The organism is Sorangium sp. KYC3313 (genome assembly GCF_052075895.1).
GTDB lineage: Bacteria > Myxococcota_A > Polyangia > Polyangiales > Polyangiaceae > Sorangium > Sorangium cellulosum_B.
Genome location: NZ_CP197255.1, coordinates 7,532,322 through 7,555,371, shown reverse-complemented (window position 1 = coordinate 7,555,371; position 23,050 = coordinate 7,532,322). Strand labels below are relative to the sequence as shown.

The window sequence follows — 23,050 nt, the reverse complement described above, 5'->3', positions numbered from 1 at the left end:
AGCATGACCGGCTTCGGGCTCGGTGACGCTTCGCTCACCGATGGGCGCGTCGTCGCCGAGATCCGCTCGGTGAACCAGCGCTTCCTCGACGTGCGCGCGCGGCTCCCGCGCGAGCTCGTCGATCTGACGATGTTCGCCGAGCAGGTGGCGCGCGAGCGCCTGCGGCGTGGACGCATCGAGATCATCGTGCGCACCGAGGGCGCGGTGCTGGCCCCGAGCACGCTCGACAAGTCGAAGGCGCGCGCGGCGTTCCGCGCCCTGGCGGAGCTCCGCGACGAGCTCGCGCCGGGCGCCGACGTGCCGCTCTCGCTGCTCTGCGCCGTGCCGGACCTCTTCGCGCCCGCCGGCGGCCACGAGATCGCGGCCGTCCGCGCGGCGCTCAAGCTGGCCATCGAGCGCGCGATCGAGGCGATGGAGGGCATGTGCCTGCGCGAAGGCGAGGCGCTCGCCAGCGACATGCGCGGGCGGGTGGCCACGTTGCGCGCGCTCGCGTCCGAGGTCGTGTCGCGCGCGGACGAGGCGCGCGAGGCGCTCAGGCGCCGCCTGCGCGAGCGGGTCGAGCGCCTGCTCCAGGGGGTCGAGGCCGGCTTCGAGGCGACGCGGATCGAGGCGGAGGTGATGCTGCTCGCCGAGCGCAGCGACATCACCGAGGAGGTCACCCGCCTCCGGAGCCACCTCGACCAGTTCGGCGGCGCGCTCGCGGCCCCGAGCGCCGACCCTTGCGGAAGGAGGCTCGACTTTCTGCTTCAGGAGATGGTACGCGAGGCGAACACGCTGGGCTCCAAGGCGCAGGACGCCGCCATCTCCCATCACGTCGTGGCGATGAAGGTGGAGCTCGAACGCCTGCGGGAGCAGGTCCAGAACATCGAGTGACAGGAGAGCATGTCGACCGAAGCACTCAGTGACGACTTCCTCCTCCTCATCGTGTCGTCCCCGTCCGGCGCGGGGAAGACGACGCTCTGCGGGAGGCTGCGCAGCGAGTTCCCCGACCTGCGCTTCTCGGTCTCCCACACGACCCGGCGCCCGCGCCCGAACGAGGTCGACGGCCGGGAGTACCACTTCGTCGACCCGGGCACGTTCGAGCAGATGATCCGCATCGGCGCGTTCGCCGAGTGGGCCAGGGTGCACGATCACCTTTACGGCACGAGCCTGAAGGAGATCGAGATCGCCCGCGCCACCGCGCGCGGCGTCCTCTTCGACATCGACCACCAGGGCGCGCGGCAGATCAAGGCGAGCCTGCCCGAGGCGGTCGCCGTATTCATCCTTCCCCCGTCGCTCGCCGAGCTCGAGCGGCGCCTGCGCGGGCGCGGCACCGAGGACGAGCCCACGACGCTCCGCCGCCTCCGCAACGCGAAGGGCGAGATCGAGCATTACGGCTTCTTCGACTACGTGATCGTGAACGACGAGATCAACCGCGCCTACGAGCAGCTGCGGTCGCTCGTCTTCGCCGAGCGGTGCCGCCGCCAGCGGCGCGCGGCCCTCTGCGAACGGCTGCTCTCCGAGCGGAGGTTCGAGCGATGAGCGCCAGCGCGACACGCGACGTCCTCGCGATCATCGGCGGCAGCGGCGTCTACGAGATGGGGTGGCTGGAGGACGTCGAGGAGGTCTCGGTCTCCACCCCCTTCGGGCTGCCGAGCGACGTGGTGCTGCGCGGGCAGGTCAAGGGCGGCGACGCGACGGTGCTCTTCCTGCCGCGCCACGGCCGCGGGCACCGCTTCTCGCCGTCGACGATCAACTACCGCGCGAACATCTGCGCGCTGAAGATGCTCGGCGCGACGCACGTGCTCAGCGTGAGCGCCGTCGGCTCCCTGCGCGAGGACGTCGTGCCTGGCGACCTCGTCGTCGTCGACCAGTTCATCGATTTCACGAAGCGCCGGATCTCGACGTTCTTCGACGAAGGCCTCGTCGCCCACGTGCCGTTCGCCGATCCGGTGTGCCCGATCCTGGCGAGCGCGGTCCACGACGCGGCGCTCGCCACCGGCGCGCGCGTCCACCGCGGCGGCACCTATGTCTGCATCGAGGGCCCTCAGTTCTCGACGCGGGCCGAAAGCCGCATGTTCCGGACGTTCGGTGCGCATGTGATCGGGATGACCAACTTGCCTGAGGCGAAGCTCGCCCGCGAGGCGGAGCTCCCCTACGCCACGCTTGCGCTCACCACCGACTTCGATTGCTGGCACGTCAGCGAGGAGGCGGTGAGCGTCGAGGCGGTCATCGCGGTGCTCAACCGCAATATCGGGCATGCGCGGGACGTCGCGAAGTCCCTTGCCCGCAATCTCCCCGACGTGTCGCAGAGCCCGGCCCGTCACGCGCTGGAGAAGTGCATCATGACGGCGGCCGGCGCGTCGTCCCCCGACGCAGAGGCGCGGCTCGAGTGGCTCATCGGCCCTCGGCGCAAGGCCGACTGAGCTGACCTCAGGGCGCCTCGCCCGCTCCTCCGCGCAGCGGGCGCGAGGGGGCGCAGCGGGCGCGAGGGGGCGCAGCGGGCTCTGCTGGCGGTCGGGTGCGGCCGCGGCGCAGCGGCGCCGTCGCGGAAACGAAACGCGCGGCTAGCGGCTACGCACAAACCTGGCTAAGAGGCGTCCTGTGACGACCTCATCCGCGATCCTCATCATCGGCTCGATGGCGTTCGACGACCTCGAGCTCCCCTCCGGCAACGAAAGAGACGTCGTCGGTGGCTCGGCCACCTACTCGGCGTTCGCTGCCTCGAGCTTCGCTCCGGTGCGCACCGTGGCCGTGGTGGGCGATGATTTCCCCGAAGAGACCCTCGCGGCGATGCGATCCCGAGGGATCTCGATCGAGGGCGTCGAGCGCGCTCCTGGGAAGACGTTCCGCTGGGCCGGGCGCTACGACGTGGATCTCATCCATCGCACGACGCTGGACACGCAGCTCAACGTGTTCGCGTCGTTCGCGCCGAAGCTGCCGGAGACCTACCGCGACACGCCCTTCCTCCTGCTCGGCAACATCCATCCCGCGCTCCAGCTCGACGTCCTCGAGCAGGTCCGCGCGCCGCGCTTCGTCCTCGCCGACACGATGAATTTCTGGATCGAGGGGGAGCCGAAGGCGGTCGCGGCGATGCTGCGCCGCATCGACACGCTCGTGGTCAACGACGAGGAGGCGCGCCAGCTCTCGGGCAAGTACAACATCCGCCGCGCGGCGAAGGAGATCCTGTCCCGTGGTCCGCGCCGGCTGATCATCAAGCGCGGAGAGCACGGCGCGCTGCTCTTCGACGAGGAGGGCGTGTTCGCCGCGCCCGGCTTCCCGCTCGAGGACGTCATCGACCCCACGGGCGCCGGCGACGCCTTCGCCGGCGGGCTCATCGGTTACCTGGCGTGCCAGCCGGAGATCACGCCGCTCGCGCTCCGGCGCGGCATGCTCCACGCGACGGCGACCGCGTCGTTCTGCGTCGAAGCGGTCGGCACGCGGCGGATCGCGACGGTGACTCGAGCCGACATCGCGGCGCGGCTGACCGAGATCCGGGCGCTGTACGAGTTCGGCGCAAGCACCATGTGAAGCCCGCCGGGGCCGGCGCTGGCGCGAGCGCGTGCCGTGTGCGGTCGCTGTTCACCTTCCGGCGCATAGCCGTGCTAGACGACCGTCAAAGTGAACATGAACCTCACCACCCGTACATTTGCAGGCATCGCCTTGCTGGCCCCCCTCGTCTTCGGCTGCGCGGCCCGTACGGCGCCGTTCGACGAGATGGACAAGGCGCAGATCACGGTCCTCCGCCTCCAGGGGCAGGAGCTGGCCCCGACGCCCGTAGCGACGACCGGGGCCCCCACCCTCATCCCGGGCATCCCGCCCGAGCTCCAGCAGATGGGGCAGGCCGCCCTGCAGGGGCTGCAGCAGGCGCTGCCCGGGCTCATCCCGCCCAACCTCATCCCGGGGCAGACCGCCAGCACGCCGGTCCTGCCGGCGCAGCCGCGCTTCAAGAACTTCGTCATCCTCCAGCAGCGCCAGCTCACGACCAGCGACGCCGACGAGGAGCTCAAGGACCAGATCCTCGACGTCTTCGGCGACGAGGACAGCTTCACCGCGGACCGCGGCAACTGCTTCTATCCCGGCCTGGGCATCTCGATGGTGCGGCCGAACAACCCCACGCCGGTCGACCTGCTCGTCTCCTTCTCGTGCAACCAGGCCATGGGAGACGGCTTCCGCTGGCCTCACGCGACCAACGGCTTCTCGGCCGAGACCCACCAGAAGCTGAGCGAGATCTACCAGCAGCTCTGGGGACAGGCGGTCCCGCCCGGCGCGTGATCCCCTGCCGCGGCGCGGAGCTCCACCGGTCGAATTTGTAATCAACACCACAAATCGTGACCGCAGGGTCCGGATGGCTAGACTTGATCGAGCTTCCGAGGTCCTCGCGTACCGGTCAGGAGCGCGCCGCACGACGTCATGATCCCCCAACCCCAGCTGTTGCCGGGAAAGGAGCTCGGGCACTACGAGCTCCTCCTGCCCATCGCGCAGGGGGGAATGGCCACGGTGTGGGCCGCGCGCCACAAGGGGCGTCGTGGCTTCCAGAAGACGGTCGCCATCAAGACGATGCTGCCGTCGCTCTCGGATGATCCCCAGTTCGAGAAGATGTTCCTCGAGGAGGCGCGGCTCGCCTCGGGGATCCATCACCCGAACGTCGCCGAGATCCTCGACCTCGGCGAGCAGGACGACGTCCTCTACATCGTGATGGAGTGGGTCGACGGCGAGGCGCTGTCGGTCATCGGAAAGGCGGCGAACAAGAGCGGCGTGGCCATCCCGCTGCGCGTCGCGCTCCGCGTCCTCGGCCGCGCTTGCCTCGGCTTGCACGCCGCGCACGAGCTCCGGGACCCGCAGAACGAGGACCTGCTGCTCGGGCTCGTGCACCGCGACGTGTCACCCCAGAACATCCTCGTGACGTACGACGGCCACGTGAAGCTCGTGGACTTCGGGGTCGCCAAGGCCACCAACCGCACGCACAACGACACGACCGCGGGCCAGCTCAAGGGCAAGGTGCCGTACATGTCGCCGGAGCAGGCGCGTGGCGAGCGGGTCGATCGGCGCACCGACGTCTTCGCGATGGGGATCGTGCTCTACAAGTTGACGACGGGAGAGCACCCCTTCGCCGCAGAGAACGACCTCCTCACGCTCAAGTACATCACCTCACGACCGGCGCTCTCGCCTCGCCTGAAGAACCCGGATTTCCCGCCCGAGCTGGACCAGGTCCTGATGAAGTGCCTGCAGAAGGAGCCGGAGCGGCGATACCAGACGATGCTCGATCTGGAGACCGCCCTGGAGGCCGTGCTGGCCAAGGAGCCGACGGTGACGGACCACGACGTCGGGGCGTTCGTGCGCGGGCTCCTGGGAGAGCGCAACCAGCGCCGGCGGGCAGCGCTGCGCGACACGGTCCGCATGCTCGACGAGCGCGCGTCCCACCACCCGTCCGAGGTGATGCTCGTTCGCGACAGCATCAGCGAGCTCTTCTTCACGCAGCTCCCTCCTGGTCACCCGAGCGCCCAGCTCCCCACGCCTCGCCGGAGCACCCCGGCGCCCTCGCGACCGGCGCTGCCATCGCTGCCATCCGAGTCGCTGATCCCGAGCGCGCCTGGCCAGGACACTCAGCTGGGCCCGATGGAGGTCCCGGCGGCGCGCCGTCGCTCGGGGACGCGGGTGGCAGCCGCTGCGCTCGCGCTCATCTCGTTGCTGGGCGCCGGGGCGATGTGGCTGCGGCGGCCCGCGCCGCAGCAGAGCGCGTCCGAGCAGCTCACGGCGCACGCCCACGGCGCTGGCCCGGCGGCGACCGCAGTCACGACGGGCGCAACGCCAAGGCCGGACGGCGCGCCCACGCTCCTGGACGACCACGGCGGCGTGGATGCTCGGTCCGCCCTCGAGGCGAGCGACCCGGAGGTGCGCGGGGCGAGCGCTCCGGCCCCGACGGCCAACGACGCGACGGCCGCCGCGACGCCGAGCGCGACGGCTGCTGGATCGAGCGCCGCCAGCGCGCGCAGAACAACCCCAGGCAAGCGTCCCTCGACGAAGTGGGTACCGACCGTGACCAACCCCGGGTTCTGAGCGGCCGCAGGGCGCGGCAGCTCCGCGATGCGCTCCTCCTGGCGGCAAGCCTGGGCGTCGTAGGCGGCGCCCTGCTGTTGCGGCGGAGCCGAGCGTCCAGCGTCTCGCCAACCCCGGCGCAGGCGAGCGCGTCCGCGGAACCGTCGCCCCTGCCCAGGGGCGGTGAGCCCGAGCGCACAGCGCTCGATCAGCACGAAGCGCAAGCGGGATGCGGCTTTGCCGACCAAGGGTTCGGCGTCTACGAGCGATGGCGCCCGCTTCCGCTCGGAAGGCTCCTCGTCCCGCCGGCGCACGCGATTCGCTCGGATGGCGGCTACGATCTTCTGATCCACTTCCACGGCGCCGAGCCTGTCCGGAAGGTGCTGGCTCCCAGGGGCATGGATCTGGTCATCGCCGGCGTCGACGTGGGGACCCGCTCGAGCGAATACGCGCGCGCGCTCGAGGGCGGCAGCTGGGACGCGCTCCTCCAGGCGATCGACCGCGAGGTCGAGAACGCCTCCGGGAGCGCGGGCGCGCGCATGCGCCGCCTGGTGCTGTCGTCCTGGAGCGCTGGGTCCGGCGCGCTCGGCAGGATCATCGAGCGCGGGAGCAGCCACGTGGATGCCCTGATCCTGCTCGACTCCCTCTATGGCTCCTACATGCCGGGGCAGACGTCGCTCGCGCAGGGGCAGCTCGCCCCTTACGTTGCGCTGGCCAACGCCGCCGCGCGCGGCGCGCCGGTCTTCTACCTGACGCACACCGAGGTCCCGACCAGCGGCTACGCGTCCACGAAAGAGGCGGCCACGTTCCTTCTTCGCGAGCTCGGAGCCACCCCCATCGCGGTGACCTCGCGCGGGGACGAGGCCCCCTCCGGTGCGCCCGGCGACCGCGCAGCGGAGGCAGGAGACGCGCTGCGGCTCACCCGGATGTACGACGGCGGCAGCCTCTACGTCCGCGGCTACGCCGGAGCGGGCCCCGGGGAGCACTGCGCGCAGCTGCGGCTGCTCCCCGCGATCCTGGCGGAGCACGTGCTCCCGGCCCTTCGCCGTTGAGCCGCTGCTGCGAGGAAGCGCGCGGCGTCTCTTCGGCCAGGGGACGCGCCGACGCGTCGGCGCGTTCCCTGCGAACCGCCGCGGCTCAGTACGACTTCGCGAACACCACGCGCCGCGGGCTGGGCTTGCCGGTGAAGATGCACTCCCCTTCACCCGTCAGCGCGTCGGCCCACGGCGCCCCTTCGAACCCCCCGGTCGGGATGCAGCGGATGGTCACCTTGTGCGCGTCCTTCACCGCCGTCTCGATCTCCGGATCGCCGGACCAGTGCGCCAGCGCGAACCCGCCTTGCGCCTCCTTGCCCCCGGTCGACGCGAAGAACGCGTCGAAATCGGCGCGGCTATTGATCACGTGCGTGTTGCCGTCGCGCACGGCGAGCGCGCGCGCGTAGAGGGTCGCCTGAATGTCGCCAAGGATCTCCGTGACGCGGCCCACGAGCTCCCCGCGCGCCATGCTCGACTTGTCCTTCGGCGAGCGGTCCCTGCGCATCACCATGGCCACGCCGGCGTCGACGTCGCGCGGCCCGATCTCGATGCGCAGGGGGATGCCCTTCTTCACCCACTCCCACTGCTTGTCGCCGCCGCGGATGTCCCGCCGATCGATCTCGACCTCGACGCGGCGCTCGCCGAAGCGCTGCGCCCGGAGCTCCTTCGCGAGCCCGTCGATGTACTCGTCGATCTTGGCGCGCGTGTCGTCGCCCCGGTAAACGGGCAGGATCACGACGTGCGCGGGCGCGAGGCGCGGCGGGAGCACCAGGCCGTCGTCGTCGCTGTGGGTCATGATCAGCCCGCCGACGAGGCGCGTCGATACGCCCCAGGACGTCGTCCAGGCGTGCTCTTCGGTCTCCTCCTTGGTCTGGAACTTGATGCCGCTCGCCTTCGCGAAGTTCTGCCCGAGGAAGTGGCTCGTCCCGGCCTGCAGGGCCTTCCGGTCCTGCATCATCGCCTCGATCGCATAGGTGTCGACCGCCCCGGGGAAGCGCTCGCTCGCCGTCTTCGGCCCCTCGAGGACGGGCATCGCCATGAAGTCGCGCGCAAACGTCGCGTAAACCCCGAGCATGCGCAGCGTCTCCTCGCGCGCCTCGGCCTCGCTCGCATGCGCCGTGTGCCCCTCCTGCCACAGGAACTCCGCCGTCCGCAGGAACAGGCGCGTCCGGAGCTCCCAGCGCACGACGTTCGCCCACTGGTTGATCAGCAAGGGGAGATCCCGGTAGCTCTGCACCCAGCTCGCGAACGCCGCGCCGATGATCGTCTCGGACGTGGGGCGCACGATGAGCGGCTCCTCCAGCCGGGCCTGAGGGTCGGGAATGAGCCCGCCGCCAGGGCCGGGGACGAGCCGGTGGTGGGTGACCACGGCGCACTCCTTCGCGAACCCCTCGACGTGCTCCGCTTCCTTCTCGAGGAACGACTTCGGGATGAACAGCGGGAAGTAGGCGTTCTTGTGCCCGGTCGCCTTGAACATGCTGTCGAGCTCGCGCTGGATGTTCTCCCAGATCGCGTAGCCCCACGGCTTGATGACCATGCAGCCGCGGACCGGGGAGCTCTCCGCGAGGTCGGCCGCGCGCACGACCTGCTGGTACCACTCCGGGTAGTCCTCGTTGCGGGTGGGCGTGATGGCGGTCTTCGGCGCTTCGTTCTTGGCCACGGTCTCTGCTCTCCTCGATGGGCGGCTTGGCCGGCGGCCTTCGACCGGGCCGCCTTCGTCCCGCTGCGGACGGTCGGCTGGCGCCGGCCCCGCTCCGGGGTGAGCGCGCGACGTATCAGGAGCGCGGCAGGGTGTCGAGCGCAGCGGCCCCAGCGCCGGAGCCGCGCCGCCCTCCCGCTGGCTGGAGCGACGCCGCTCGCCTCGCCGGCCGCCGCGCGCCACGGTGCCTTCGCGGCGGCGCGCCGTCGTGGTACGCGCAGGAGAACGACGTGAACTACGTCATCCTCACGCACGGCGGGGTGACCGCGCCGCAGAGCGGCTCGGAGAGCTGCGCCAGGGCCGCCGACGAGGCGCGCCGCGCGCTCGACGGGGCCGGAGAGGCGCTCGCGGCGGCGATCGGGGCGACCGTGCGCCTCGAGGACGACCCGCGCTTCAACGCCGGGACGGGCTCGAACCTCCGCCTCGACGGGCAGACGGTCGAGATGGATGCGGCCGTGATGGCCAGCGACGGACGGTTCGGCGCAGTGGCGTGCATCGAGCGGGTGAAGAACCCCGTCCTGGTCGCCGCGAAGGTGATGGAGACGCCGCACCTGCTCCTCGCCGGCGCCGGCGCGACGGCGTTCGCTCGCCGGCTGGGGTTCGCCGACCATGATCCGGTCACCGAGGAGGCGCGCCGGAAGCACGCCCGCGCCCTCGCCGCGCTGCGCGGCGAGGGCGGAGACGACGAGACCACGAACGACGCGGCGCGCTTCCGTGCGCTCACGGCGACGCGGTTCTGGAACTTCGACGCCGAGCCGCTCGAGTGCGACACCGTCGGGGCCGTCGTGCGCGACACGCACGGCCGGTTCGCCGCCGCGGCCTCGACGGGCGGGTCGACCTACTCGCTCCGCGGCCGCATCGGGGACGTGCCGCTCCTGGGCGCAGGGATCTACGCCGGCCCGCACGGCGCCGTGGCGGCGACCGGCGTCGGCGAGGAGATCGCGCGCCGCTTCCTCGCGCGGACCGTCTATGACTGGCTCGCCGACGGCGTCGCGCCCGCGCGCGCCGCGCAGCGCGGCGTCGCGATGTTCCCCGACGTGCTCGCCGTCGGCGTGCTCGTGGTGGGGCGGAGCGGCCAGGCGATCGCCTCGAACCGCACCATGGCAAGCGCGCAGCTCGTGGGCTGAGGAGCCGCAGACGACGATGCAGAGTGGAGACCCTGATGCGATCGTGGTGGGCGCGGGACCGAACGGCCTCACGGCGGCGGCGTACCTCGCCCGCGCGGGCTTCTCGGTGCTCGTGCTGGAGGCCGAGCGAGAGCCGGGCGGCGCGGTCCGCACGCGCGAGGTGACCCTCCCCGGGTTCCGCCACGATCTCGGCGCGGCGTTCTTCCCCTTCGGGCAGACGAGCCCCGCGCTGGTGCCGCTCGATCTGCCGGGGGCCGGCCTCGTGTGGCGGCACGCGCCGATCGACAGCGCTCACCCGGCGCCCGACGGGACGTGCGCCTCGATCGCGCGGGACGTCGAGGCGACGGCGCGGTCGCTCGGCGAAGACGGCCCCGCGTGGCGCCGGATCGCCGGCTGGCACGCGGCCACCCGCGAGCGGCTGCTGAACGCGCTCCTGTCCACGCCGCCCGCCCTCGGGCCGCTGCTCCGGCTCGGGCCCCTCAACCTGCTCCGCCTCGCGCAGGTGGCCCTCTCGAGCGGACGTGGCTTCGCGACGCGCACCTTCCGGACAGAGGCGGCCCGGCGCGTTGTCCCCGGGCTCGCGCTCCACACCGACGTGGGCCCGGACGATCCCTGCGGAGCGATCGTCGGCTTCATGCTCACCGTGCTCGCCTCGAGCGGCGGCTTCGCGGTGCCCGAGGGCGGCGCCGGCGCGATCACGAGCGCCTTGCTCAGGCGCGTCGAGGAGCGCGGGGGCGCCCTCCGCTGCGGCGCCCGCGTCGACCAGATCATCGCCAGGGAGGGACGGGCGGTCGCGGTCCGGCTCGAGGACGGCCAGGAGCTCCGCGCCCGCCGCGCGATCGTCGCCGACCTCGCCGCGCCGACGCTCTACCTCCGCCTGCTCGCGTCAGAGCTGGTCCCCGAGCGGGTGCAGCGCGCCATGCGCCGGTTCCGCCAGGGGTTCGGCACCTTCAAGATGGACTGGGCGCTCGACGGCCCGACGCCGTGGTCCCACGAGGACCCCGCGCGCGCGGCGGTCGTGCACGCGGGCGACAGCCTCGACGACCTCTCGGCCTTCACGCGGCAGGTGCGCGCCGGGGCGCTCCCCGAGCATCCCTATCTCGTGATCGGGCAGCAGTCGCTGGTCGATCCGACGCGCGCGCCGGCCGGCCGCCACACCCTGTGGGCCTACTCCCGCGTCCCCTCCTCCATCGAGGGTGGCTGGGCGGGCTCGCGCGAGCGCTTCGCCGATCGCATCGAGGCGCGGATCGAGGAGCTCGCCCCTGGCTTCCGGCAGCGGATCATCGCCCGGACGATCTGGGCGCCAGACGATCTCGAGGCGATGGATGCAAACCTCATCGGCGGCGATCTCGGCGGAGGCTCGGCCGACATCCGGCACCAGCTCATCTTCCGGCCGGTGTTCCCCTATTTCCGCTACCGCACGCCGCTCCGCGGCCTGTATCTAGGCTCGTCCTATGCGCACCCCGGCGCCGGGGTCCACGGCGCGTGCGGGCGCAATGCGGCCCTGGCGGTGCTGGAGGACGAAGGTTAGCGCGCTTCGCTACTTCGACCGCGACGACGGGCCGTCCCGGTAGTCGGAGCGCTTCAGGCCGTGGCTCGCGATCTTCTCCTGGAGCGTGCGCAGCGGCATCCTGAGCCGCCGAGCGGCCATCGCCAGGTTGCCGTTGGTGCCGCGGAGGGCATCGAGGATGATCTCCGTCTCCAGACGGTCCATCTGCGCCTTGAGCCCGATCGTCGGCGCGGAGCTGGGCGGCCCTGCGAGCTCGACGGGAGTCCGATCAGGCAGCGGCGTGGCGCGTTTGGGCGCCGAGAGGGAATGGATGCTCTCCGGCAGGTCGAGCGGGGTGATCCCATGCCCCCGCGCGATGACGACGGCGCGCTCGATGGCACTGCGCAGCTCGCGTACGTTGCCCGGCCAGGGGTACTGCTCCAGGAGCGCGAGCGTCTCCGGATCGAGCGAGCGCACGTTCCTGCGGTGCAGCTCGCTCGCCTGCCGGAGGAAGCGCTGCGCCAGCGGTCCGATGTCCTCCCGCCGCTCGCAGAGCGGCGGGATGCGCAGCAGCGCCGCGTTGAGCCGGTAGAGCAGATCCGAACGGAACGTGCCCGCCTCGCACATCGCCTCGAGATCCCGGTACGTGGTCGCGACGATCCGCACGTCCACCTCGATCTCCTTGGTCGAACCGACGCGGACCATGCGACCGGTGTCGAGGACGTGCAGCAGCGCGGCCTGGCAGGACGGCGGGAGGTCGCCGACCTCGTCGAGCACCACGGTGCCGCCCGCGCACGCCTCGAAGACGCCCTCTTGCGCGTGGACCGCGCCGGGGAAGGCGTCGGCCTCGTGACCGAAGAGCGTGCTCTCGAGGAGCTGGGCGGGCACGCCGCTGCATCCGACGCGGATCATCTGCATCTTGTGGCGGGGGCCAGCCTCGTGGATCAGCCGCGCGAGCACGTCCTTGCCGGTCCCCGTCTCGCCCTGGAGCAGCACGGGCGCGGACGAGCGCGCGAGGCGCATCGCGGTCTCGAGCACCGGGCGCATCGCGGGGCTGCGCATCACGAGCCCCTCGTCGCCGACCGTGCGCAGCCCACCCACGGGCGTGGGCCCGCCCACCAGGCTCTCGATGCTCGGCATCTTACTCCGCTCCGGGGCGCCACGACGCACGTCGAGCGCGTCGAGGTTCAGCACCGGCAGCTCGGCGCTCGCGATCACGCGCAGCGACGCCGTGATCTCCCCGAGCATCACCTCGTCGCCGGGCTTCAAGACGCCGTGCTCGACGCGCTGCCCGCTCAGGAAGGTGCCGTTCGTGGAGCCGAGATCCTGGATGAGCACGTCGCCGCGCTGGAACGTGAAGCGCGCGTGGCGTCGCGACAGGCTGCGCTCGGGGATCGCGACATCGGCGCTCGGATCGCGGCCGATGACGACGCCGACCCCCTCGGTCAGCCGCACCGTCTCGGCGCCCTGCCGGTGGTAGATGATGAGCAGCACGTGCGGCTGCGTCCCGCGCTCGCGGCTCAGCTGCGTCAGCGCATCACGGACCTGCGACATGGCGATCGGGTCCGTCAGCTGCGACTCGTACTGGACGTCCTGGGCTCCCAGGTCGTCGTGCGGAATGGATGGCCGTGCGACCTTGGGCTCCACAGGCAAGTCGACGCCGGCGTGGCCTTCCTCAGACGCGCCCGGCTCGCGGACGTCCGGCGAAGATGGACTCGTCGGAGCGGCCGGACGCGAGTGATTCATGCGTTCTCTCTCATGCGTGCCCGAGGAGCCTCCGGCGCCAAATGTTGGCCCGCGAGCACTGCTCGCGCTCGTCCCGTTATCGTATGACCATAAGCCAGAGGTTGCCCGGCGCGCAAGGCGCGAGCAGCACTTCGTCGGCGCTGCGGCGGTAAGCTTTGTTTTCTCCCTTTCCTCCCTTTCCTCCTCTGCCTCGCTGCCTCGCTGGCTTTGCCTCTCCTGCCTCTGCTGCCTCTACATCCCAGCTCTTTCTCTTTCGTTTCTGCAGTGTAGCCCTCGGACGCATCCTCTGCAGGCTGCCCCGGCGCTCCGCTCAGCTCTGGCGCGCAACGCGCTCGCCAGAGGCGAGCGAGCGCGCCGATGGCTCTTCGGCGCTGCAGTGCGCGTTGAAGCGAGAGCACGGGAGGTCCTCGAGTGATGGGAGCTCCGCATAGCCGCGGGGACCGGCGATCTCGTTGAAGCAGCGCCCGAGCCAGCCCGGAATGACGAGCGCGTAGGTGCGCGCAAGCCGTCGAGGATCGTCCAGTGTGCGCAGCATCGCGAGGTAGGTCACTTCCCCATAGGTCGCCTTGAAGGCAGCCGCCTGCTCAGGGCGCGCCAGCCAGCTCATGACGCCGGCGCGATCCGCTTCTGGGTGGAACTGGACCGCCTCGACGCCGGGCGCGACCTGCAACCCGAGGATCGCCCGCCCCTTGGAGATGCCGTCACGGCTCTCGCGGGCGAGGAGCTGGCCGCCGAGGGAGCTCAGCCGGCGCTCGTCGAGGTTCACCGCCTCCCAGTTGCGGTGCTCGAACGCGAAGAGACGGTCCCCAAACGGCGCCAGCAGCGGGTGTTGCTGGCCGACGGGGGTCGTGTAGATCGGCATGACGCCGAACTTGCGATCGGCGCGCGGCACGACGTCGGCCAGCTTGTAGTGATGGACGACGAGCTCGAACGAGTAGCAGATCGCGAAGAGGGCGCGCCGGTGCGCGCCCCCCTGGATCGCCGACTCGACCACGCCGTCCACGAAGCGCGCAAAATCCCGCGTCCAGGGCTCGCCCTCCCCATCCAGGGGAGAGCCGGGCCCCCCTGACGCGAGGTACAGATCGCAGTCCGTAGGGATGGGTGCGTTGGTGTCTCTGGGAGACACCTCGACGACCTCGCAGGATAGGCCCGGATTGCGCGCCCGAACGCGTTCGAAGAACCCCGCGGCGAGCCCGCGTAGACAGCGCATCGCCTGGTTCACGTGGCCATTGTTCATGTCCACGATGCACAACCGCAGCGGCCGGCCGTTCGCGACGGTAGCTTGCCGGCCGGGAGTAGGTGGAAGTGGATTCGAGCTCATCGGAAGGTGACAGTTCGCTGACGTAAACCCCCGCGTTTTTTACTCATACCACCCCACTGACCTCGCGAAAAGAATGGTTTCCTCCGTTGCGCCCGTTGCGCCCGTTGCGCCCGTTACGCCCGTTACGCCCGTTACGCCCGTTACGCCGACTGTTCCCGCTACTTCGACTTCATCGGCTGCTCCCTTTACGTTCACGTCGACCACATCCGTCACATCCGTCACATCCGTCACATCCGTCATGTCTGTCACATCCCGTTGCGCTTGTTATGCTGATCACACCAGTTATGTCCATTACAGCGGTTACATCCGCTTCAGGTACGTCCGCTACGTCCGCTTCATCGATACGCAGCGGACGATTCATCACCTTCTGGATGAGACCAAAACTCCTTCCTCGGGCCCGCGTTCATGGGAATCCTGTGCGTGATGAACAAACGGAATGGTTCGACCCGTGATCCTCTGACCCGTCGCCATGTGCTGACCGGGCTCGGCGCTGCGCTCGGCGCCTCGGCCTTCGGATGCAGCACCCCAGAGGGCGCGATGTTGCTCGGCAACGCCGCGCCGAGCGCGGGCAGCGCGGACGAGAGCGATGGAGCCGGCGGTGCGGATGGCTCGGGAGGAGCGGTCGGCTCAGGATCGCCGGAAGGTGGCGAGGCCGGCGGCGCTCCGGATCGGTGCGCGGAAACGGGAGGTTTGAGCCCGGCGGAGCTGCTGGCGCCCATCAACACCATCGTCGTTCTCTGCATGGAGAACCGCTCCTTCGACCACTATCTCGGCTCGCTGCTGCTGAACGAAGGCCGGCAGATCGACGGCCTGACAGGCACAGAGTCGAACCGAGCGCTCGATGGGACGCGGATCTCGCCCTTCCAGCTCGACAACTTCACGCCCGCCGACCCGCCGCACAGCTGGGACGCCGCCCGCACGCAGTGGAATCAAGGGAGGAACGACGGGTTCGTCATCGCGCACGCAGGGCCGGACCAGCGCGACGTCATGGGCTATCACGTGCGGGAGCATCTGCCGGTCCTCTACGCGCTCGCGGACGCGTCGGCGATCTGCGAGCGCTGGTTCTCCTCGGTGCTCGGCCCGACCTGGCCGAACCGGTTCTACCTGCACGGCGCCACGTCGAGGGGCGTCTCGAGGAACGTGCCGGTCACCGGCTTCACGAGCGTGTTCGAGCTGCTGAGCGACGCAGGGATCTCGAGCAGGAACTACTTCCACGACGTCCCGTGGTGCTCGGGTGCGTACTTCAAATTCAAGGGCGTCTCCGGGATCGAGCGCTTCTTCGAGGACGCGGCCGCGGGGATCCTCCCCTCGTTCTCCGTCATCGATCCGCAGTTCTTTGGCGCCACCGCGAACGACGATCACCCGGACCACGACGTGCAGCTCGGGCAGGTGCTCATGGCCAGCGTCTACAACGCGCTGGCGAAGAGCCCCCAGTGGGGCCGGTGCCTCCTCGTGATCACCTACGACGAGCATGGAGGCTTCTTCGACCACGTCGCGCCGCCGACGACGACAGACGACGATCCCCTGTTCACCCAGCTCGGGTTCCGGGTGCCGTCGATCGTGGCAGGCCCGTTCGTCCGGAGGGGCTGCGCGGTGAGCACCGTGCTCGACCACGCGTCGGTGATCCGCACGCTGGAAGCGCGCTTCGATCTCCCCTCGCTGAACGCGCGCTCCGCCGGCGCGAACGATCTCTCATGCTGCATCGATCCGGCGCTCCTCCGCGATCCTCAGGCGCCGATCCTGCTGCCCGAGATGGACATCTCCCTGTCGCGGCTGCGCTCGCGCACCGAGTCGGGGATCTCTCAGCCGGAGCTGTGGGAGGCCGCGGAGCGCGGGCTCATCCCGCGGCACCTCGATCGCCGGGACGAGGGTCCGGCCATCGCCCGGCGGGTGCTGGCGCACGCGGAGCGGCTCGGCACGGCGAGGCTCAGGGACTGAGGCGCCGGCCAGCCCGGCGCCGAGGTCGCCCGGGGGCGGGAGGTCTGATAGAAGCGCCGCCGTGCCGCCCGATCTCGATCCGCCCGCCGCCATCCAGGCAGGGACCACGCCGGCGAGCGCGGCCCCGGGCGCGCACCCGGCGACCAGCGCAAGCCCGCCGGCGGCCGGGCAGGAGAAGGCGACCAGCGCGGCGCGCTCGTCGGCGATGGTCACGGCTGGGATCATCCTCTCGCGGCTCGTCGGGCTGCTCCGCCAGCGGGTGACGGCGCACTTCTTCGGGACATCCGAGCTCGCCGACGTGCTCGCCGCGGCGTTCCGCGCGGGGAACATCACCCAGAACCTGCTTGGCGAGGGGACGCTCTCCGCGACCTTCATCCCCGTCTACGCGCGCCTCCGCGCGGCCAGCGACGCGCGACGCGCGGCGCACTTCGCGCTCTCCGCCCTCGGGCTCCTGCTCGTCGCCGCCGCGGCCGCGTCGCTCGCCGGCGTGCTCGCGGCGCCGTGGCTGTCCTTCCTGGTCGCGGCGGGCTTCGACGACGACAAGCTCGCCAGCACGACCCGGATCGTCCGGATCATCTTCCCGATGACCGGCCTGCTCGTGCTGTCCGCGTGGGGGCTCGGCGTGCTCAACGCGCACCGGCGGTTCTTCCTCCCGTACGCCGCGCCCGTCGCGTGGAGCGCCGCCCAGATCGCGGGGCTGCTCGCGTGCGGCGCGTGGCTCGGCATGCGCGGGGAGCCGCTCGCCGAGGCGCTCGCGTGGAGCGCGCTCGCGGGCGCGGCGCTGCAGCTCGCGCTCTTGCTCCCATCGGCGCGCTCGCTGCTCGGCGGGCTCAGGCCGCGCCTTGACGCGAGCGACCCGAGCGTCCGAGAGGCCGGCAGCAAGCTGCCCGCCGCGCTGCTCGGCCGCGGGATCATCCAGGTGTCCGGGCTCGTCGACACGCTCCTCGTGAGCTTCCTCGGCGCCGGCGCGAACGCGGCCTTCAGCTACGCGCAGACGGTCTACCTCCTGCCGATGAGCGTCCTCGGCGTCGGCGAGGCCGCGGTGGCGCTCCCCGAGATGGCGCGCGACACGGCCGAGGCCGACGTCGCGCGGCGCAACGAGGCGCTGTCGCGCCGACTCGGGGCGTCGCTCGCGCGGATCACGGTGCTGACCGTGCCGGCCGCGGCCGTGTTCATCGTGCTCGGGCGGGAGCTCATCACGCTGCTGCTGCAGACCGGGACGTTCGACAAGGCGTCGACGGCGCGGGTCGAGCCGCTCGTGTGCGCCTACGGGCTCGCGCTGCTCGGGAACGCCGCCGGGCGCGTGCTGATCACCGCGTCGTTCGCGCTCGGGGACACGAGGACCCCGGCCCGCTACGCGCTCTATCGCGTGGTCGTCAGCACCGCCGTCGCGCTCCTCCTGATGCAGTGGCTCGACGTGCTCGGCGTGGTGCTCGGCGCCGTCGTCGCGGGATGGGTCGAGGCGATCGCCCTCGGGCGCCGCGTGCGGCGCGAGATCGGCGGGCTCGGGCTGGATCAGATCCGGATCGGCCGCGTGGCCTTGCTCGCGGCGATATCGGTCGGCTGCGGCGCCGCGTTGAAGGCGGCGCTGCCCGAGACGGTGGCCGCGGCGCCGTGGGGTGCCGCGCTCATCCTCGCTGCGTGCGGCGGCGCCTTCGCCGTCGCGGCGCCGGCGCTCGGGCTCTTCAGCCTGAAGTCCCTCCTCCGCCGGAGGTGATCATGGGCGGCGCCGCGCGCGCACGGCCCTCCGCGCGCGCCCGGTGCCACGCGACGTAGCGCTCGACGAACGCGCGCTGCACGGGGCGCAGCGCGACGCGCGGGCGCCGTCGCTCGATCAGGGCGAGCGCCTCACCCACCTCGATGCCGCCGCGGGTGGCGAGGTAGCAGAGCGCGAGCGTGACGCTCCTGCCGACGCCGCTCGCGCAATGGACGTGGACACGGTGGCCAGCCACGATATGCCGCTCGAGGAACGCCACGCCACGCGCGGCCTCCTCGAGCGTGGGAGCGCACATGTCCCAGCAGGGGATGCGCAGGTACTCGACCCCCGCCGCGCGCAGCGCGAGCACCGGGTCGTACAGCTCGCGCGACACGTTGATCACGGCGCGGACGCCGAGGCGTCGGAGCTCGGCGACGTCACCTGGAAGAAGGAACCCCCCGATCAGGAGGTTCGGGCTCACCCACGTGCGCCACGGGTGCCGCGGCCGGAGCGACGCGGAGGCGCGGCGCAACGCCAGGAATGCATAGAAACCGAGGGCATACGGCGCGAGCAGGAGGAACACCAGCGCAGGACGAAGGCGCACGAGCACCTCATGGCGTCGACGCTGGCGCCATGCCAGCGGCCGGGCGGCACGCGCGCCGACGACGCGCGCCCACGACACGCGCGCCGAGCGCGCCGACGATGCCCCGGCGACGCCACGGAACTTGGCCCAGCGCGCGCGAGCCGGGCATGCATCGGCAGATGCCGCTCGCTTCCATGCCGACGGATCTCCCCCGCTCGGTCGCGCCTCCGCGCCTCCGGACGCCGCCGCCCTGCGCGCCGCGGCGCCCTGACGGCGGCCACCGCCGGCGACCTGTCGATGGGCGGCTCGCGAGCTTGCTCGTCGCGCTGACCGTGTGCGGATGCAAACCGGCAGGCGCGGCAGTGGAGCTGTCGAAGGAGGGGGCGAGCGACGATGCGCTCGAGGTCGCCGCGCTGCCCGCGGACGGCCCCAAGCTGGTCGCGCTTCGCGCAGGGACGCCGGTGCTCGCGCGTCCCCAGGCGGGCGCACGCAAGCTCGGCGAGCTCTATCCTGGCGCCGCCGTCGTGAGGTCCTCGGAGCCGTACGGACGCGCGGGATGCAGCGGCGGTTGGTATGCGATCCGACCCCGCGGGTTCGTCTGCGCAGGCGACGGCGCGACGCTGAACACCGACGTGCTCGCGCTCCTGCCGGCGCTGCCCGACACGTCGCGGCCCCTCCCCTACCGCTATGGCCGCACGCGAACCCAGGGCGCCCCGGTGTATTTCGCCGTGCCCAGCCGCGAGGAGCTGCAGCACGCCGAGCCGGATCTCGATCGCCATCTCGAGCGTGTGCAGCGCAGCGACGCGCAGCTCGGCGCGTCAGCGAACGACGTCCCGCTGGACGCGCGCGGCGTCGCCTCCGGGCCCCCGGTGCTGCTGCCGCGAGGCGACGGTATCGGCGACGACGGGCACAGGACCGAGGCCGGATACTTCCTTTTCCCGATCGCCGACGCGATCGCGCCGCTCCCGCCCGTCGCCGCGCTCGGCATCGACATCGGCGGAAAGGACGGCGCCCGCGTCGATCTGCGCGCCGCGCTGAAGACGGTGGCGCTGCGCAAAGGCAGCGGGGTCGCGATCACCCGCACGTTCACGGCGGGCGCGGCTGACGGACGCAGGTTCGGCGTGACGCCGGACGGACGGCTCATCCCGACCGACCGGCTCCAGGCCGCGCTCGGATCACCGTGGCACGGCCTCGATGTCGAGCAGCACGGGCTGCCTGTGGCGTTCGTCCATCGCCACGACGTTCACACGTGGTCGCTCGGCCGCGGCAAGGCGAACGCGAACGACGAGGAGCTCGAGCGCCACACGGGCGTGCCGCTCACCGGCAGGTTCAGGACGGTGGACGGCGTCCGCTTCGAGGAGGCGCGCGACGGCTTCTGGCTGCGCGCGCAGGACCTTGTCGTCGTCGTGCGTCGCACCAAGCTCCCCGACTTCGCCAAAGGCGCGCAGCGCTGGCTCGACGTCAGCGTGGTGAACCAGACCCTGACGGCCTACGAGGGGCAGAAGCCCATCTACGCCACGCTGATCTCGTCGGGACGCGACCAGCTGCGCGACCCTGAATCGACCGCGTCCACCGCGCGTGGCACCTTCCGCGTGCGGAGCAAGCACGTCACGCGCAACATCGATCCGCGCGAGGTCGCCGGCAGCTTCGACGTCACCGACGCCCCGTGGGTGATGGACCTCGCGCCGGGCCAGGCGATCACCGGCATGTACTGGAGCGCCGGGGTCGGCGAAGCGCAAGGCTTCCACGACATCGCGCTGACGCCCATCGATGCGCGGCGCATCTTCCTGTGGGCCGAGCCGGAGCTCCCCGAAGGCTGGCACGCTGTGTACAGCAACGACGAGGAAGGAACCCTCGTCCACGTGCGGCCTTGATGTTCACGCAGCTACCGCTGGCCCTCCGAGGGAGGCCAGCGGCCGACTGTCACCATTGCTGGTGCCGAAGGAGGGAATCGAACCCCCGACCCGGCGCGTATGAAACGCCTGCTCTAGCCAGCTGAGCTACTTCGGCAAAAGTGAGGGCGGACTAGTACCGCCCCGTCTCCACTCTGTCAAGCGAGGTCATGCGCGTCGCGACGCGTGATCGTCGCGGTCATCCCGGTCATCGCGGTCATCACAGTCGTCCCCAGAAGATCGCTCGGGATCACCGTTCGCGCCCTCGGTGCTTCGGCAGGACCGCGGGGTTCCTCGCCTCGAACGGCATCGACCACCGGAAGCTCTCGCCGAGCTCGGGCGGCACCGGGGGGTACGGCGAACCGCGCAGCACCGCGCGCCGGCAGTTCTCATCGAACTCGGGGATGCCGCTCGGCCGCGTCACCGACGCGCTCCCCACGGTCCCGTCCGCGCCGATCACGAAGGTCACGATCACGGTCCCCTGAAGCCCCTCGCCTGCGGCCCACTTGGGAAACGCGTCGGCCCACAGCGGGTGCAGCTTGGCCATGACCTGCCTCATGTAATGGCTGCGCCTGCGATCGAGCGGATCGTTGTCGAGCTGCCGGCCGCGCCCTGAACCGAGCGCGCTGGAACGCGCACCGCGGCCCGCCACGCCCCCCGCGCCGGTCGCGCCCGGTCCTGCCTGCCCGCCCGGCCCGAACCCACGCGCCCCTCCGGCCGAGCTGGCGTGGACGAGCGACTGGATCGCCGTCGCCACCTCCTGCTCGCTGTCCACCGTGTCGTTCGGGTGCCCCACGGCGTCGGCGGGGACGGATGGAGTGCCCACCGCGACCATCGGCCGCGCCAGCGGGACCGCCGCGCTCTCGCGGTGATCCTCGCCGGGCCGCCCGTCGCGAACGCCCAGCCCCGCGGACGCGCGCTCGCCTCCCTCGACGGCGCCGCCGACGGCGCGCGGGCGCGCCCCCAGGGAAAGCGTCGCGTCGCGCGCAGCGGACACGTCGGTCGCGCCGTCGATGCCTGCAGGCTGGGCCGCAGCGCCGAGCACGCCGCCGCGATGCTGGGGCGCGCCGCCATCGCGCGCCCCGAGCGACGGATCGCGCTCGGCCGACGTGCGTCGCTCGGCCCGGCGGCCGACCCGCCCCCCCGCGAGGAACGTGAGCTCCATGGGCTCCCGGCTGGCGCGCCAGTCCTCGCGCGATGCGCGCTGGGACGACGAGCGGATGCGCTGGATCTGGCTCCTGTCGAGGCGCGAGCGGATCTCTGGAGACAGAAAGGTCGCGTCGTCCCTGTCGGCGAGGTTCAACGCAGGCAGCTCCGCCGCGTCGGTACCGCCACGCCCGCTCGTCCCCGTGTCCGGCCGCGGCGCGGCTTCCCCTCCGCCGCGCGAAAGGCGGACGGCCAGCTCGGGCGCGATCGCCGAAGCGCGGTCGAGCGTGCCGTCCGTGACGACGGGCAGCTCGATCTCGATCGGCGCGCTCACCGCGGCTGGCGATCCGACCGTCCGCGCGCGCGCGACCTCCCGCGCCGAGAACGAGCCAGCGACGGCCAGCGCGCCCGCGCCCACCAGCCCTGCGTGGGCTGCGACGGAGAGCGCCCACGCGGATGCGATCCGGCGACCGTCGCGAGACCTCTGCGCCATCGTGCTGTCACTATGCCTCGAGACGTGCCTGGGGCGAGCCCGCAGGCGCGGACCGCGCGCGCTCGTCTCAGCCGGTGAGCGCGCCGTCCTGCGGAAGCCGCAGCCGCCTGCGGGTGTTCTCCGCCGTGCGCGCGGCCAGCGCCTCGAAGGGCTCGCCCCGGAGCTCCGCGACGAAGCGCGCCGTGTGCAGCACGTGCCCTGGCTCGCACCGCTTCCCGCGGAACGGCACCGGCGCGAGGTAAGGGCTGTCCGTCTCGACCAGGATCCGATCCGCCGGAGCCCAGGCGGCGACCTCCTGGATCGCGCGCGCGGTCTTGAAGGTCACGATGCCCGAGAACGAGAGGTCGAAATCGAGCCCGAGCGCCCGCTCGGCGAACGCGCGATCCTCGGAGAAGCAATGGATGATGCCACCGACGTCGCTCGCCTGCGCGCGCTCCAGGATCGCGAGCGTGTCTTCAGGCGCCTCGCGCGTGTGGATGACGATGGGCTTCTCCACCCTCCGAGCGAGGGCGACGAGGTCGGCGAAGACACGCTGCTGTGTGTCCTTCGGCGAGTGCATGTAGTGGTAGTCGAGGCCGATCTCGCCGACGGCCACGACCTCGGGCCGGCGCGCGAGGGCCTCGAGCTCCGCGAGCATCCGGTCGTCCACGGCGGAGGCGTCGTGCGGATGGACGCCGACCGCGGCGTGCACGTCAGCGCGCCGCGCCGCGAGAGCCGCGGCGAAGCGCGCCGCGGAGAGATCCGCGTCGACGCCGACGACCACGAACGCATCCACGCCGGCGGCACGCGCGCGGTCCAGGACGGCGTCCGCCCCCTCGCGGAAATGACGCGGATCGACGTGGCAATGGGAGTCGATGAGCATGCTTCG

Annotated in this window: 18 protein-coding genes and 1 tRNA gene; 12 read left to right on the top strand and 7 right to left on the bottom strand. The window is 71.7% G+C overall.

Annotation, left to right across the window (positions count from 1 at the left end; all coding sequences use genetic code 11):
- The first annotated feature begins 3 nt into the window (after positions 1-3).
- From ACSRUE_RS29125 to ACSRUE_RS29095, 7 genes are all read left to right on the top strand, one after another.
- Entirely contained in the window at positions 4-873 is an 870-nt protein-coding gene (locus ACSRUE_RS29125) for a YicC/YloC family endoribonuclease (protein WP_441293141.1), read from the top strand.
- A 9-nt stretch (positions 874-882) separates the two neighbouring features.
- Entirely contained in the window at positions 883-1,521 is a 639-nt protein-coding gene (gene gmk, locus ACSRUE_RS29120; protein WP_437616465.1) for a guanylate kinase, read from the top strand.
- Complete coding sequence (gene mtnP, locus ACSRUE_RS29115; RefSeq protein WP_437767502.1) at positions 1,518-2,405, top strand: S-methyl-5'-thioadenosine phosphorylase; 888 nt, start codon at positions 1,518-1,520, stop codon at positions 2,403-2,405. The genes gmk and mtnP overlap by 4 nt, the downstream gene beginning before the upstream one ends.
- 178 nt (positions 2,406-2,583) lie before the next feature.
- Entirely contained in the window at positions 2,584-3,510 is a 927-nt protein-coding gene (locus tag ACSRUE_RS29110; RefSeq protein ID WP_437767501.1) for a PfkB family carbohydrate kinase, read from the top strand.
- Between the two features lie 96 nt (positions 3,511-3,606).
- The gene (locus ACSRUE_RS29105) at positions 3,607-4,254 is read left to right on the top strand and encodes a hypothetical protein (protein ID WP_437767500.1); all 648 of its coding nucleotides are present in this window, start codon (positions 3,607-3,609) and stop codon (positions 4,252-4,254) included.
- A 138-nt stretch (positions 4,255-4,392) separates the two neighbouring features.
- Positions 4,393-6,039 (top strand): serine/threonine protein kinase, encoded by a 1,647-nt coding sequence (locus tag ACSRUE_RS29100; RefSeq protein ID WP_441286437.1) that lies wholly within the window; start codon positions 4,393-4,395, stop codon positions 6,037-6,039.
- Positions 6,040-6,398: 359 nt separating this feature from the next.
- Positions 6,399-7,070 carry a hypothetical protein gene (locus ACSRUE_RS29095; protein WP_441286436.1) on the top strand — a complete coding sequence of 224 codons (672 nt, stop codon included), beginning with the start codon at positions 6,399-6,401 and terminating at the stop codon, positions 7,068-7,070.
- 85 nt (positions 7,071-7,155) lie between these two features.
- Here the strand turns inward: ACSRUE_RS29095 and proS are convergent, their stop codons facing one another.
- Positions 7,156-8,712, bottom strand: coding sequence for a proline--tRNA ligase (gene proS, locus ACSRUE_RS29090; protein WP_441286435.1), 1,557 nt, complete (start codon positions 8,710-8,712; stop codon positions 7,156-7,158).
- A gap of 269 nt (positions 8,713-8,981) precedes the next feature.
- On the opposite strand from proS, the gene ACSRUE_RS29085 reads away from it, so the two are divergent.
- Positions 8,982-9,878: an isoaspartyl peptidase/L-asparaginase gene (locus ACSRUE_RS29085; RefSeq protein ID WP_441286434.1), complete on the top strand. Its 897-nt coding sequence runs from the start codon at positions 8,982-8,984 to the stop codon at positions 9,876-9,878.
- A gap of 16 nt (positions 9,879-9,894) precedes the next feature.
- Positions 9,895-11,409, top strand: coding sequence for a phytoene desaturase family protein (locus tag ACSRUE_RS29080; RefSeq protein ID WP_437767495.1), 1,515 nt, complete (start codon positions 9,895-9,897; stop codon positions 11,407-11,409).
- Between the two features lie 9 nt (positions 11,410-11,418).
- Here ACSRUE_RS29080 and ACSRUE_RS29075 read toward each other — a convergent pair whose 3' ends face one another.
- Positions 11,419-13,014 carry a sigma 54-interacting transcriptional regulator gene (locus ACSRUE_RS29075; protein WP_441286433.1) on the bottom strand — a complete coding sequence of 532 codons (1,596 nt, stop codon included), beginning with the start codon at positions 13,012-13,014 and terminating at the stop codon, positions 11,419-11,421.
- A 409-nt stretch (positions 13,015-13,423) separates the two neighbouring features.
- Positions 13,424-14,350, bottom strand: a complete 927-nt coding sequence (locus ACSRUE_RS29070) for a hypothetical protein (protein ID WP_441286432.1) — start codon at positions 14,348-14,350, stop codon at positions 13,424-13,426.
- A gap of 774 nt (positions 14,351-15,124) precedes the next feature.
- Between ACSRUE_RS29070 and ACSRUE_RS29065 the strand changes: the two genes are divergently transcribed.
- On the top strand, positions 15,125-16,372 hold the full coding sequence (locus ACSRUE_RS29065; RefSeq protein WP_441286431.1) for an alkaline phosphatase family protein: 1,248 nt from the start codon (positions 15,125-15,127) through the stop codon (positions 16,370-16,372).
- Between the two features lie 61 nt (positions 16,373-16,433).
- Positions 16,434-18,089 (top strand): murein biosynthesis integral membrane protein MurJ, encoded by a 1,656-nt coding sequence (gene murJ, locus ACSRUE_RS29060; RefSeq protein WP_441286430.1) that lies wholly within the window; start codon positions 16,434-16,436, stop codon positions 18,087-18,089.
- On the opposite strand, the gene ACSRUE_RS29055 is transcribed toward murJ, so the two are convergent.
- A complete protein-coding gene (locus ACSRUE_RS29055) occupies positions 18,058-18,672 on the bottom strand; it encodes a protein-tyrosine phosphatase family protein (protein ID WP_441286429.1) in 615 nt (204 codons plus the stop codon). The two genes, murJ and ACSRUE_RS29055, sit on opposite strands and share 32 nt — an antisense overlap.
- 158 nt (positions 18,673-18,830) lie before the next feature.
- Between ACSRUE_RS29055 and ACSRUE_RS29050 the strand changes: the two genes are divergently transcribed.
- Positions 18,831-20,525, top strand: a complete 1,695-nt coding sequence (locus ACSRUE_RS29050) for a L,D-transpeptidase (RefSeq protein ID WP_441286428.1) — start codon at positions 18,831-18,833, stop codon at positions 20,523-20,525.
- Positions 20,526-20,584: 59 nt separating this feature from the next.
- Here ACSRUE_RS29050 and ACSRUE_RS29045 read toward each other — a convergent pair.
- The 3 genes from ACSRUE_RS29045 to ACSRUE_RS29035 form a co-directional block, all read right to left on the bottom strand.
- Positions 20,585-20,661 (bottom strand) — tRNA-Met (locus ACSRUE_RS29045).
- A 132-nt stretch (positions 20,662-20,793) separates the two neighbouring features.
- Entirely contained in the window at positions 20,794-22,182 is a 1,389-nt protein-coding gene (locus ACSRUE_RS29040; RefSeq protein WP_441286427.1) for an energy transducer TonB family protein, read from the bottom strand.
- Between the two features lie 67 nt (positions 22,183-22,249).
- The gene (locus tag ACSRUE_RS29035) at positions 22,250-23,044 is read right to left on the bottom strand and encodes a TatD family hydrolase (protein ID WP_441286426.1); all 795 of its coding nucleotides are present in this window, start codon (positions 23,042-23,044) and stop codon (positions 22,250-22,252) included.
- Positions 23,045-23,050 lie beyond the last annotated feature (6 nt).

Bases quoted from the DNA above. Each gene is read 5' to 3' on its own strand.
- ACSRUE_RS29125 (WP_441293141.1), top strand. From the start codon at position 4: ATGACCGGCTTCGGGCTCGGTGACGCTTCGCTCACCGATGGGCGCGTC.
- gmk (WP_437616465.1), top strand. From the start codon at position 883: ATGTCGACCGAAGCACTCAGTGACGACTTCCTCCTCCTCATCGTGTCG.
- mtnP (WP_437767502.1), top strand. From the start codon at position 1,518: ATGAGCGCCAGCGCGACACGCGACGTCCTCGCGATCATCGGCGGCAGC.
- ACSRUE_RS29105 (WP_437767500.1), top strand. From the start codon at position 3,607: ATGAACCTCACCACCCGTACATTTGCAGGCATCGCCTTGCTGGCCCCC.
- ACSRUE_RS29100 (WP_441286437.1), top strand. From the start codon at position 4,393: ATGATCCCCCAACCCCAGCTGTTGCCGGGAAAGGAGCTCGGGCACTAC.
- ACSRUE_RS29080 (WP_437767495.1), top strand. From the start codon at position 9,895: ATGCAGAGTGGAGACCCTGATGCGATCGTGGTGGGCGCGGGACCGAAC.
- ACSRUE_RS29070 (WP_441286432.1), bottom strand. From the start codon at position 14,350: ATGAACAATGGCCACGTGAACCAGGCGATGCGCTGTCTACGCGGGCTC.
- ACSRUE_RS29050 (WP_441286428.1), top strand. From the start codon at position 18,831: ATGCCGCTCGCTTCCATGCCGACGGATCTCCCCCGCTCGGTCGCGCCT.
- ACSRUE_RS29040 (WP_441286427.1), bottom strand. From the start codon at position 22,182: ATGGCGCAGAGGTCTCGCGACGGTCGCCGGATCGCATCCGCGTGGGCG.
- ACSRUE_RS29035 (WP_441286426.1), bottom strand. From the start codon at position 23,044: ATGCTCATCGACTCCCATTGCCACGTCGATCCGCGTCATTTCCGCGAG.